This window comes from Gordonia sp. i37 (genome assembly GCF_002043085.1).
Taxonomy (GTDB): domain Bacteria; phylum Actinomycetota; class Actinomycetes; order Mycobacteriales; family Mycobacteriaceae; genus Gordonia; species Gordonia polyisoprenivorans.
The window spans coordinates 1-11536 of the sequence record NZ_MVPX01000477.1 but is presented as its reverse complement, the minus strand read 5'-3'; the positions used below and the strand labels follow the sequence as shown (position 1 = coordinate 11536).

At 65.3% G+C, this 11536-nt stretch carries 8 protein-coding genes; 2 read left to right on the top strand and 6 right to left on the bottom strand.

What is annotated here, in order from left to right:
- Positions 1–300 precede the first annotated feature (300 nt).
- From B1964_RS23205 to B1964_RS23180, 5 genes are all read right to left on the bottom strand, one after another.
- Positions 301–1278 (bottom strand): ISL3 family transposase, encoded by a 978-nt coding sequence (locus B1964_RS23205; RefSeq protein ID WP_079931438.1) that lies wholly within the window; start codon positions 1276–1278, stop codon positions 301–303.
- Between the two features lie 692 nt (positions 1279–1970).
- The gene (locus B1964_RS23195; RefSeq protein WP_079931436.1) at positions 1971–2771 is read right to left on the bottom strand and encodes a family 1 encapsulin nanocompartment shell protein; all 801 of its coding nucleotides are present in this window, start codon (positions 2769–2771) and stop codon (positions 1971–1973) included.
- A 49-nt stretch (positions 2772–2820) separates the two neighbouring features.
- On the bottom strand, positions 2821–3882 hold the full coding sequence (locus tag B1964_RS23190) for a Dyp-type peroxidase (RefSeq protein ID WP_006369315.1): 1062 nt from the start codon (positions 3880–3882) through the stop codon (positions 2821–2823).
- Positions 3883–3975: 93 nt separating this feature from the next.
- Positions 3976–4476 (bottom strand): hypothetical protein, encoded by a 501-nt coding sequence (locus B1964_RS23185; RefSeq protein ID WP_014358557.1) that lies wholly within the window; start codon positions 4474–4476, stop codon positions 3976–3978.
- The gene (locus B1964_RS23180; RefSeq protein WP_079931435.1) at positions 4473–6134 is read right to left on the bottom strand and encodes an FAD-binding dehydrogenase; all 1662 of its coding nucleotides are present in this window, start codon (positions 6132–6134) and stop codon (positions 4473–4475) included. Before B1964_RS23180 ends, B1964_RS23185 begins: the two co-directional genes overlap by 4 nt.
- Positions 6135–6501: 367 nt before the next feature.
- Between B1964_RS23180 and B1964_RS23175 the strand changes: the two genes are divergently transcribed.
- Together B1964_RS23175 and ltrA are read left to right on the top strand one after the other, a co-directional pair.
- Positions 6502–7461 (top strand): alpha/beta hydrolase family protein, encoded by a 960-nt coding sequence (locus tag B1964_RS23175; protein WP_006369317.1) that lies wholly within the window; start codon positions 6502–6504, stop codon positions 7459–7461.
- A 521-nt stretch (positions 7462–7982) separates the two neighbouring features.
- The gene (gene ltrA / locus B1964_RS23170; protein ID WP_172398938.1) at positions 7983–9365 is read left to right on the top strand and encodes a group II intron reverse transcriptase/maturase; all 1383 of its coding nucleotides are present in this window, start codon (positions 7983–7985) and stop codon (positions 9363–9365) included.
- 498 nt (positions 9366–9863) lie between these two features.
- On the opposite strand, the gene B1964_RS23165 is transcribed toward ltrA, so the two are convergent.
- Entirely contained in the window at positions 9864–11456 is a 1593-nt protein-coding gene (locus tag B1964_RS23165; RefSeq protein WP_253194145.1) for a DUF3068 domain-containing protein, read from the bottom strand.
- Positions 11457–11536: the final 80 nt, after the last annotated feature.

Sequence of the window (11536 nt, the reverse complement as noted above, 5' to 3'; positions counted from 1 at the left end):
CCCCACGTGACCGGTGCGACCGTGATCACCCACCGGAGTGGCCGAATGTGGCGAGCGCCTGGTGTGGCCACCGGCATCGCCATCACCGATGGGCGAAGGGCAACAACGGCTTTCATCTCGCCGCTCCACCTCCGGTGCTGACCCTGAACGGTCTCGCGGGTGTCGCCGCGCACTCGATGCGCCGAGATGTCCGTCGTTCGCATCGTCGCCGCCGGGTGGGTGGCCGGGATGGGCATGGTTCACTTCTTTCATCGCCGGTGTAGCGAATCCGGATCAGTGAAAGGCGTCGGCATGCTCGAATCATGGGGAGATCGAAAGTCGGTGGCCGGGATCGTGGTCGATCAACGCATTCCACATCTTCGCAAATGATCTGTCCGACAGTCGTTCTCGCGCACTCAGCGGTCGTCGCCGGTTGGCCCATTGCGGGTCCTGTGTGCGACCGCGGCGACCGTGGGCGTCGAAGGTGACCCGCCGACGCACCGCGGTGACCATGTCGTTGGCCAGCTTGACCAGATGAAAATGATCAACCACCAACTGCGCGTTCGGCAGCAAGGCGTCGGTGACCGCGGCGGCGTAGGCGGCCGACGGATCGATCACCACGTGGCTGATCTGGTCGCGGAACTCCTCGGACTGCGCGGTCAGCCAGTCGGTGACGGCCGTGCTGGTGCGGCCCTCGACCTGCCCGAGTAGGCCCTGATCGCCACCGAGATCGATGAACCCGGTGTCCCACGGGCCGATGCGTACCCAGCGTCGTCCGTCGGCGTCACGGACCCAGCGGGGCTTGCCACGGCGGGTCTCGTCGATCCCCAGGACGCGCACCGGTTGCGGGGTGCCCAGTACCCGGTCGGCGTGCTCGACGAACGCGGCGTGTGCGGTCGGCCAGGACACGCCGACTCCGGCGGCAACCTCGACCACCGAGCGGGCTGCGTCCCCGACGGCACGGCCGACCTGAGTGCGCAATCGCGTCGTTGTTCGGCGCCGCGGTGGGACTTGCGGGATCGATTCGGTGAACGTGGCACGCTCACAGTCCGGGTTCCCGCACCGATATCGGGTCTTGTTCCACCGCAACAGGATTGGATCATCCTCATAGCGGATATCGCGGGGCCGGGTGACCGCGTGATCCTTCACCGACGTCGAGACCACCCGGCAGTCCGGGCACCGGGCCGCCTCCGGATCGCCGGTGACCACATGGACCACCCGAACACGGTCGACCTGCCTCGAGACAGCCCTGACCTCGAGTCCTTCCAGACCCAACAACAACGACGTAACATCAGCCATGCCCCTGGTACTCCTCACCGAAATCTTGAATGTGTCGCAACATCCAGATTTCCGGAGACCAGGGGCGTCTCACGTCATCGACACGCCGGCCTCTGACCAGGCATTGCCCGCTCAAGCTTGAAGAGCCGCTATATCGATGGCGCCGTTCGCTCGGGCGAACGCGCCGCGCGCGAAATTCTCTACACCCTCTGATCCGATCGGTGAGGCCGTTCCGACCAGCGTATGGGAGGGCCGCGCCCAACCGACCGACGCACCGGCTTGCGGATGCGTGAGTCCCTGCGAGCACGCGACGTCCAGTCGATGCGGAGGGTACGCACACGCCGGGAATAGCGCCCAGTCGACGGACAACCGGTCCTTCCTGATTCGGAGTGCGTGGGGGCGTTCTGCCAGGCCGTCGGAGTGGGTGAGTGACCGCACGCTGTCGTAGGTGTCGATCAGGTCCTGGTAGACGGCGTAGGTGACCGCCACATGCTCGTCACGTGAGGTCGACCAGAACGGTCACGAAACTCGAATCGCCTTTGCCGCGAACATGTTTCCATGTGGAAGGACGGTACTCGACCATTGGGCGGTGCTCGACCATCGGCTGAGCGCAGCACAGGGCATCGATACCGTCTGGTCGGGCCCATGTTCACCGACTTCGCGGCTCATCGACATGGGCGAGAGTATGCGAGATGGCTTCGCCACCAACGGCCTTAGCCCTTTGTCAACGCAATCGCCGCCTCGCCGGTGTAGGTGAGGTAGGTGAAGGACTCCTGGAAGTACAGGTTCACCGTGTCGCCGTCGTGCGAGTCGTAGCCGATGGAGACGTCCTGACCGATGGTCAGCTCGAAATCACCGCCGCGGGTGGACAATACGAAGGCGCCGGAGATCGCAGGCGCCCACACGATGTCGCCGTCGATCAGCCGCTGGATGTGCTGGCGGATCGGATAGCCGTGGTTGGAGGTCTCGTTGATCAGGTTGTAGACGTCGGCGGAGACCGCGATCGAGTACGGGCCGTCGATGGAGGCGAGTTTGAGGGTGGAGAGCGCTTGGCTGAACGCTTCCGGGTAGTCGCGGACGTCCTCCGGCAGCGCGATCGGCGTGGAGCTGGTCTCGGAGCGAATGCCGGAGATCCCCGCGGCCGCATAGCCTTCGAAGATCGCTTGATCCTCGGCGAGCGCGAGTTGGCGCGCGGCGTCGACGACCGGATCCCAGTCGGAGTCCTCGGCGCCGCGGTCGACGTCGTCGATGGCCTCGCGGGTGACGGTGAACGGAACCTTCAGTTCGACGAGCGGCTGCACATGGCGCTGAAAGGCGAGAATGCCGTCGGCGGGGGAGTCGATCTTGGATCGATGCCCGCGAGTGACCGACGACGCCTCGAGTCCGAGGGGGCCCTTGACGTCGACGATCCGACGTCCGGCGCTGTTGCGCTTGAACGAGCGGGTCGCCTCTTCTTCGATCGCCTCCCACGCCGAGGTGGAGATGGGCGCGAGTTCGCGATGCAGGTTGTTCATGAGGCGTCTCCTTGGTGGTGGGTCGGATCGATCGGGGTGGCAGTGCGCGTCAGTGCAGTGAACCGATGCCCAACGACCCGTCGCTCGGACGCGACGGCGCGGTGGGTCTCGGTTCGGCGGTCGTCGGTGGGGCGTCGTCGGATTCGTCGTCTTCGGTGCCGGCAGCCGGAGCCGGGGGTAGGTCGTCGAGGAAATCGACTGTCGGGGTGAAGAACTGGGCGCCGGTGACTGCAGTGGTGAAGTCCAGGAGTCGGTCGTAGTTGCCCGGCGGGTCGCCGATGAACATCTTGCGCAGCATCTCCTCGGTGACGTCGGGACCCGAGGAGTACGCGATGTAGAAGGTGCCGGCCTCTCCGGTGCCGAGTTCGCCGGTGCCGGAGACGTTTCCGTAGGGCATGTTGTCGCGGACGACGTCGATCTCCTCGCCGTTGGCGTCCTCGACGACGTTGAGCGCGATGTGCGAGTTGGCGGGCTTCACATCGTCGGACATCTCGACATTGTCCAATTTCGTTCGGCCGATGGCGTTTTCCTGTTCGGTGACGCCGATGGCGTTCCAGGCGGCGAAGTCGGTGAGGTAGCGCTGAATGGCGACGTAACTGCCGCCGGCGAATGCCGGGTCCTCGTCGCCGACGGTGATCGCGTCGATCGCCGCCTGCCCCACCGGATTCTCGCTGCCGTCGACGAAGCCGATCAGGTCACGCAGATCGAAGTAGCGGAAGCCATGGACCTCGTCGACGACGGTGATCGCGTCGCCGAGATCGTTCATGGCCAGTCTGCCGAGCTCGTAACAGAGGTCGGCCTGGTCGGCCTTGATGTGCAGGAGTAGATCGGCCGGGGTGGCCGGTGCGGTGTGCACCGGCCCCTCATAGACGACGAACGGCCGCAGCGATCGTGGTCGCGCGCCGTCGAAGAGGCGATCCCACGCAGCCGAGCCGATCGAGATGATCCCGGCGAGTGCCTGATCGGGGGCACGCGAAGACACCGAGTTGATACGGGAGCCCAGTTCGGCGAGGAAGTCACGAACACCGGACTCGCCGCCCTCGTTGATCGTCATGACCAGGAACAGGGCGTGTTTGGTCTTGCGTGTCAGGATCGTCTGCGGCACCGGCACGTCGTCTACCCTATCCGACTGACCGGATGGCCGTGGTCACTGAGGCAACCCTGCGAAAGATGAGATCAGGCAAGCCTTTTCAGGATATGTGGATCAAGTTCCCTCGATGTTGACGTAGAGATGGGCGGAGACCCCGTCGCCGAGGATCAGGGCAGTCACCGACTGGAGGTCGCCGGGGGTGCCTCGATGTGATTCGAACAGGCGCAGGCCGGGGACGCAAGAGAACCCGAGGTTCTTGTGCCGGACACTCTCGCCGGCCACGCTGTCGCAGGTGGTCGGTGAGAACGCTGAGTAGGTAGGCCCCGGCGGATGATTTCTCGTGGTCTCGATGGTGTCGGGTGCCCCGTCGTAGCGGGCATAGACATTCGGTTTGCCGACGAAGGCGTTGTCCTGCTGGAATGCCTGGCCGAAAGCCCAGCCATCGACGAGTCGGAGTTCTTCGTCGTCGAGCGCCGTCGCCATCTCGTCGGCGTCGATCGACTTCAGTCGAGGCACACCCGCGTCGAAGTCACATGCAGTGATGCCGATGAGGATGAGTAGCGCACCGGTCGTACCGATGAGGCGGGCCCGCGTCCGCGATCCGCGCCTGCTCATTTCCGCGCGATCGCCCGCCCCGCGACCCGCCCGGAGAAGATGCAGCCCCCGAGGAAGGTGCCCTCGAGCGCGTTGTAGCCGTGGACACCACCACCACCGAAACCGGCAACCTCGCCTGCGGCGTAGAGGCCCTCGAAGACCGAACCGTCGGGTCGCATCACCGCCGAATCGAGGTTGGTCTCGAGTCCACCGAGGGTCTTGCGGGTCAAGATGTTCAGGCGGACTGCGATCAGCGGGCCGTGCTCCGGGTCGAGGATCTTGTGCGGTTTGGCCACCCGGGCCACCTTGTCGCCGAGATACTGCCGCGCATTGGTGATGGCCATCAGCTGCGCGTCCTTGGAGAACTTGTTGTCGACGTCGGCGTCACGCGCGGAGATGATGCGTTCGACCTTCTGCAGATCCAGTTGTGGGCCCCGGGTGATCTTGTTCATCCCGTGCACGAGTTCGGCGAGGTTGTCGGCGACGACGAAGTCCTCACCGTGCTCGACGAACGCGGCCACCGGTCCCGGGGCTCCCTTGGCCAAGCGGCTCTTGGCGGCAAACTTCAGATCCTTGCGCGTCAGATCCGGATTCTGCTCGGAACCCGAGAGCATGAACTCCTTCTCGATGATCGACTGCGTGAGGATGAACCACGAGTAATCGTGACCGGTCGCGAGGATCGCCTTCATCGTGGAGTTGGTGTCGAAGCCGGGGAAATTCGGCGGAGCCAGCCGGTCGCAGTTGGCGTCGAGCCAGATCGACGAGGGCCCGGGAATGATCCGGATGGCGTGATTGGGCCAGATCGGGTCCCAATTGATGATGCCCTCGGTGTAGTGCCACATCCGGTCGCGATTCACCAGACTCGCACCCGCGTCCTCGGCGATGCCGAGCATCCGGCCGTCCACGTGGGCGGGCACCCCGGCGATCATCGTCTTCGGCGCCGGACCGAGGCGCTCCACCGGCCAGTTCTCGCGGATCAGATCGTGGTTGTGGCCGATCCCGCCGGTGGTGAGCACGACGGCGCCGGCGCGGATCTCGAAGTCGCCGACCACCTCGCGGCCCGACGCCTTCCCGCGCTCGAGATCGGTGGGCTCGAGCAGGGCGCCGCGCACCCCGACCGCCATGTCGTCCTCGACGACGATGCCGTCGACGCGATGGCGGAAACGGAACTCGACCAGGCCGCGCCGCTCGGCGTCGAGCACCGGCTCGGCGAAGATCCGCACCACCTCGGGGCCGGTGCCCCAGGTCAGATGGAATCGCGGCACCGAGTTGCCGTGGCCATCGGCGAATCCGCCGCCGCGCTCGGCCCAACCCACCAGCGGTGCCCGCAGGCCGAGGTCGTGCAGATATTGCCGCTTCTCGGTCGCGGCGAAGTCGACGTAGGCGCGGGCCCACTGTCGCGGCCAGTAGTCCTCGTCGTCGCGATCGAAGCCGGCCGAGCCCATCCAGTCCTGCAGTGCCAGCTCGGCGGAGTCGTGAATGCCGAGACGCCGTTGCTCGGGGGTGTCGACGAGGAACAGCCCGCCCAACGACCAGAACGCCTGCCCGCCGAGATTGTTGCGGTTCTCCTGATCGACGACGATCACCTTGCGTCCGGCGCGGGTGAGTTCATAGGTGGCGACAAGTCCGGCCAAACCGGCCCCGACCACGATGGCGTCGGCCTGCTGCTGCTGAGTCACTGGACCTCCCTGAGAGTCGACACCGACACTAATGCGCCCGACACCTGATCGGCACCGGTGCGGTGCGTCACGCATTCACCGACAACTCTTTAAGGACTCTCAGGACATTTCGGACCGCATCTCAGATTTCTTTTTCCGATGTGATCAAGTCGACGTCCAACCGTGATTGGTGCAGGTGACGGCAGTCACCCGAGCCTGGCAGGATCTGTCGCAGTGGGTGGTGGCCCCTCGAGCGCCTTTGCCGCGGTGTTATGGGGCCGTTACTATCGGCCGCGACGGGGATCGTCCCGGGCGGAGAGCCGCCACCACCCCGCACCACCCATGTGAACGAGCCCGCTCGGGTCACGATCGTAAGGATTGACAACTGATGCTGACTCGCGCCCGTAAGCGCCTGGTGGCGGGAATGGTGGCCTTGGCCGCCGTTGCCGGTGTCACCACGGTTGCCGCGCCAGCCGCCCATGCTGCCAACGGCTGCGGAGTGGAGAACGTTTACTCCGCCGCCATGCACCGTTCCGTGCCCGTGTGCATCGTCGACGGAGGAGGCGGAGGCCCCAAGCCGACCCTTTATCTGCTCGATGGCCTGCGTGCGCCCAACAACAACAGTGGCTGGCTGATCAACACCGATGTGGCCCGCTGGATGGGCGGCAAGGGCACCAATGTCGTGATTCCGTTCGGCGGAGGCGGCAGCTTCTACACCGACTGGGAGCGCCCCGACCCGAAGCTGGGCATCAACAAGTGGGAAACCTTCCTGACCCGCGAGCTGCCCGCCTACATGGCGAAGCAGCACAACAGCGACAACAAGCGCAACGGCATCGCCGGCTTGTCGATGTCGGGCACCTCGGCGCTCAACCTCGCTTCTCGCCACCCCAATTTCTACAAGGCCGTCGCGTCCTACAGCGGCTACCCGACGGTGACCATGCCCGGCTTCACCCAGGGCATCCAGGCGTCGGTCTCGACCATGGGCGGCGACCCCAACAACATGTGGGGCTTCTACCCGGCCGGTGAGTGGTTCCAGAACGACCCGTTCCTCTCTGCGGGGAACCTGTCGGGCCATCGCGTCTTCATCTCGGCAGGCACCGGCATGGGCAGTCGCTACGACTCATCGATCACCCCGGGCAGCCCGAACTTCAACGCGGTGCACTTCGCGCAGATGGTTCCGCTCGAGGTCGCCGCGTCGACCAGCAGCCAGATCTACATCGCACGGCTGCGCACCCTCCCGATCCAGCTCACCACGCGGATCACCCCCGATGGCGATCACTGGTGGGACTACTGGCAGGCCGACTTCAAGCAGTCGTGGGGCAGCACCTTCGCCCCGGCGTTCTTCTGATCCGCTGATCGGAGTCAGAGCGCCTGCGAGCGCCTGAACGACCACGAACGAGGGCCGGTGATCATTGATCACCGGCCCTCGTTGTGTACGCCCAGCATGGGCATTCGCTTGGAGGTGGAAGTCCTCTGGAGGGGAAGGTGGTTTAACTCCTAGTTGATGGCAACTGCGTCACCGTGAGGTGGGGTGGGAAGGAAGCCGGAGACGAAATCCTGCACCGAGGGATACGAACCGTATGTGAGGCATGTCGGTCGGGGTGAGCCAGCACGTGATGGTGAAGCCCGTTCCACCGAAACGGTCGGTGTGTAAATGCGGCGGCGGCAGGAGGACAGTGAGTGTTCTTATCTGGGGAGATCTGTCCTGGTGCGTCGACGATCGTGTCGGCGCGGCATGGCTCGTGAGGGTGGTGCTGACGGGGCAGAAGTCAGCAGAGGTCGTAGTACCAGCGGGAATCAGGTAAGTGCTGGGAAGGGCTGAACGCTGAGAATTGACGGTTGTGAACAGCATTTCTCGTGACGACGACGATGATCGCCGCCAACCCACTTCTGGTGGGGCAGACCGATGAGGAGGTACCGGTGAATCCGGAAGGGCCCTCGGCTGTGCGTAGTGGTCGACCGGCGGATGCTGGGAACGATGTCAGGGATGGCCAGGAGTTGTGGGAGCAGGTGTTTAGCCCGCAGAACCTGGGTGTTGCGGTGAAACGTGTCGAACGTAATCGGGGCGCGCCCGGTGTGGATGGCCTTTCCACGGAGCAGTTGCGTGGGTGGTGTCGGGAGCATTGGGGTGAGGTCAAGGTGGCGTTGGATGCGGGCACGTATCGTCCGTCGCCGGTGCGTCAGGTGTTGATTCCCAAACCTGATGGCGGGCAGCGGAAGTTGGGGGTGCCCACGGTGCTGGATCGGCTGATCCAGCAGGCTATCGCGCAAGTGTTGACCCCGATCTTTGATCCGGGGTTCGTGCCGGTTTCCTATGGGTTCCGGCCGGGTAAGAGCGCCCACTCTGCGGTCAAGGTCGCCCGTACGGTGATCGAGCAGGGCTATCGGTGGGTGGTCGAGGTGGATCTCGATGCGTTCTTTGATCGGGTCAACCACGACATCCTCATGTCCCGGGTTGCGCGGAGAGTGAAGGACAAGCGGCTGCTCAAGCTGATTCGCGCCTATCTTGCGGCGGGGATCATGGTCGATGGGGTGCGACAGCCGACGGCGGAAGGGACCCCGCAGGGGTCACCGTTGTCGCCGTTGTTGTCCAACATCATGCTTGATGATTTCGATCAGGAGATGTGGACGCGTGGGCATCGGTTCGTCCGGTATGCCGACGATATTCGTGTCTTCGTGAAATCCAAGCGGGCCGCTGAACGGGTGCTCGAGACGAGCACCGTGTTCTTGGAGCAGCGGTTGAAGTTGAGGGTGAACAAAGACAAGTCCTCGATCGCTCCGGCAACGACAGCTGTGTTGCTGGGGTTCGGGTTCTTCTTCACCGCGTCGGGAGCCAAGATCAGGGTGGCGCCGAAGGCGTGGTCGCGGGCCAGGGCCCGCCTCCGGGTGTTGACGTCTCGGCGGTGGAGTGTGTCGATGACGTATCGCATCATGCGGCTCAACCAGTATGTGCGGGGTTGGATGGGGTATTTCCGTTTGGCGGACACGCCCCGCAAGTTCTCCGACCTCGACGAGTGGTATCGCCGCCGGTTGCGCCAAATCCGGTGGAAGGAATGGAAGCGTGGCCGTACTCGGGTCGCGAATCTGCGTGCTCTCGGGATTCGGGCTGATCTGGCCTGGCAGTGGGGCATGAGCAGTCGCGGCTACTGGCGGATCGCGAAGTCTCCCATCCTGCACCGGGGTCTCCCCACGAAGTACTGGGAGGGTTTGGGCCTCATCTTCTTTCACTCGGCCTGGGCCAAGTCTCACTGACTCAGCGAACCGCCGTATGCGAGGTCCGCACGTACGGTGGTGTGAGAGGAGGGCCGGGCAACCCGGCCCTCCTACTCGATTTCGTTGCGACGGGTGTGGGGAGACCTATATGGGTCGGCGGACCGGGTCCGTGCGCGTACTCGGCTGCTCCGAAGTGGGGGCGGGGTGCGCGGCCCGTGTCGGGGAGAGCATGTGTGCCGCCTGCCGTGCGGCGACGGACGTCGAGATCAGCACGCCGGCGACCGCGCCGCCCAGGGCGCAACCCAGTGCACCGAAACGCCACATATGCTCACCCACTCACCTCGGCGGACGTTCAGTCAGCCACGGTATAAGCCGACTTACACGATTGCGAGGTGAGAGCCGCGGTCGTGGGGGACCCGACAGTCGGCCTGGGTGGTGTGCTGGGCCTCGCTCTGTCGGGTCTCGATCAACTGCCCGCGATGACCTACCGCCCGCGATGAGCTACCGCCCCGCGATGACCGACCCGCCCGCGATCGGCTACTCCGTGGGCGGCCGCCGGAAGACCGACGTCTCACCGTCGTCGGGGTCGCCTTTCTCGTGGGCGCCGCCGTCATGGGCGACGTCCTCGGAACCCGTTGGCGCCGAAGGTGAATCGTCGATCGATCGGAAGTCCCGATCGCCGTCGATCTTCGGTGCCGGTCCCTCGACGCGGGGGATGCGCTGGGTGGGACGATCCCACAGATAGGCGCTGTCGTCGTCCTCGGGATTGGGGGACTGCGGGGCGCTGTGCCGAGAGCGCTGGGAGGCGATGACTGCCGTCGGTGCCGCCGCAGCGGCACCGCTCGGCTCGACGACCGTCGGCTCCTCCGAGCCGGGTTCGTCCCATCCGGGTTCGTCCGATCCGGGTTCGTCACCGTCGGGCACCTCGCCGCGGCGTTCGGCGTCCCGCAGAGCCTCGCCGTCCAGGTCGTCGTCGGGATCGGTCGGGCGGTTGCGGCGGGCGCGCAGCAGCAACAGCAGCCACGCGAGCAGCAGGAGCACACCGACGATGCCGAGGATCAGCGGCAACCAGAGATTGCCGAGCTTCAGCAATCCCATGTAGTGCTTGGCTTTCGACGCCTGCTCGGAGACGGTGTCATCGGTCCAGGCGAAAGTGCCCTTCAGCGCGTCGAGTTGGTAGTTGCGCACCGCGGCCGGGGTGGAGTCGTCGTCCTTGTACGGCGACCGGAAGTACTGATGCTGGTCCTCACGGCCGTCGACGATGGTGCCGGTCTCCGGTTCAACCCACAGGTCACGCGTTGCCGTCGCGTAGCGGTGCATGTTGACCTGGTCGTTGGGTCGCACGCCGGAACCGGTGATGCCCCACCACTTGGCCGGCATCGTCAGCATGGTGCCGAGCGCGGCCTCGTTCTGCGGGTTGGGCAAGGTCGACAGATCGGTCTCGGGGACCTGGGTCTGGAAGTGGTAGGTCTTGACGCCGTCGATGGTCTGCTCGCCGACGAACTTGGCGTCGGTGTCCTGGCGGGTGTTGAGGTCGTAGACGAGGTACGAACGCTTCTTGGTGTCGAACGGGAACTTGTACTGGAAGCCCTTGCGGTTGGTGAGCTGGACCGACACGTCCTTGGCGTCGACACCCTTGGGGGCGGCCTCGACCTGCAGGGAGCTGACGGTGCCATTCGGCACCGACGTCTTGCGGCTCACCGAGACCCGATCGATGCTCGCGGTCAGCAGACCGTCGTTGCATTGCAGGTCCCCGTTGGCGTTGGGAGCCGGCGGCTGCGCCTCGTCGCCGCCCGCGGTGCGCGTGCGGTCGACCTGCACGGTCTGTGCGGACTGGACGGTGGCCTGCCGACGATCCGACGGGTCGACGATCACCGACCGGCGTTGCTGGGTCAGGTGCGCCTGCAGGGTCTCGGCCTTGGCCTGACCGATCGAGCAGCGATCGAAAATGACCGCCGGGAAGCGTTCACCGGGAGAACCGTCGGCGGGCACGGTGGTCGCATTGGACGTGATGTCGAGATCGAGTGGAACCACCCGGAGCTGCGGGACCAGGGCCAGCGGAATGGCGATCGCGGCGGTGATGCAGGCCACGCCGAAGAACGCCAGCAGCGCCGGCAACACTCGTTTCATCAATCGTCTCCCTCAGGTTGGCGACGTCGAGCCATCGTCGGGCGCTCGCGACTGCGTTCCACCCTAATGGCGGGGGGGGG

Coding starts and splice junctions, on each gene's coding strand:
- B1964_RS23205 (WP_079931438.1), bottom strand. CDS start 1,278: ATGGCTGATGTTACGTCGTTGTTGTTGGGTCTGGAAGGACTCGAGGTC.
- B1964_RS23195 (WP_079931436.1), bottom strand. CDS start 2,771: ATGAACAACCTGCATCGCGAACTCGCGCCCATCTCCACCTCGGCGTGG.
- B1964_RS23185 (WP_014358557.1), bottom strand. CDS start 4,476: ATGAGCAGGCGCGGATCGCGGACGCGGGCCCGCCTCATCGGTACGACC.
- B1964_RS23175 (WP_006369317.1), top strand. CDS start 6,502: ATGCTGACTCGCGCCCGTAAGCGCCTGGTGGCGGGAATGGTGGCCTTG.
- ltrA (WP_172398938.1), top strand. CDS start 7,983: ATGATCGCCGCCAACCCACTTCTGGTGGGGCAGACCGATGAGGAGGTA.
- B1964_RS23165 (WP_253194145.1), bottom strand. CDS start 11,456: ATGAAACGAGTGTTGCCGGCGCTGCTGGCGTTCTTCGGCGTGGCCTGC.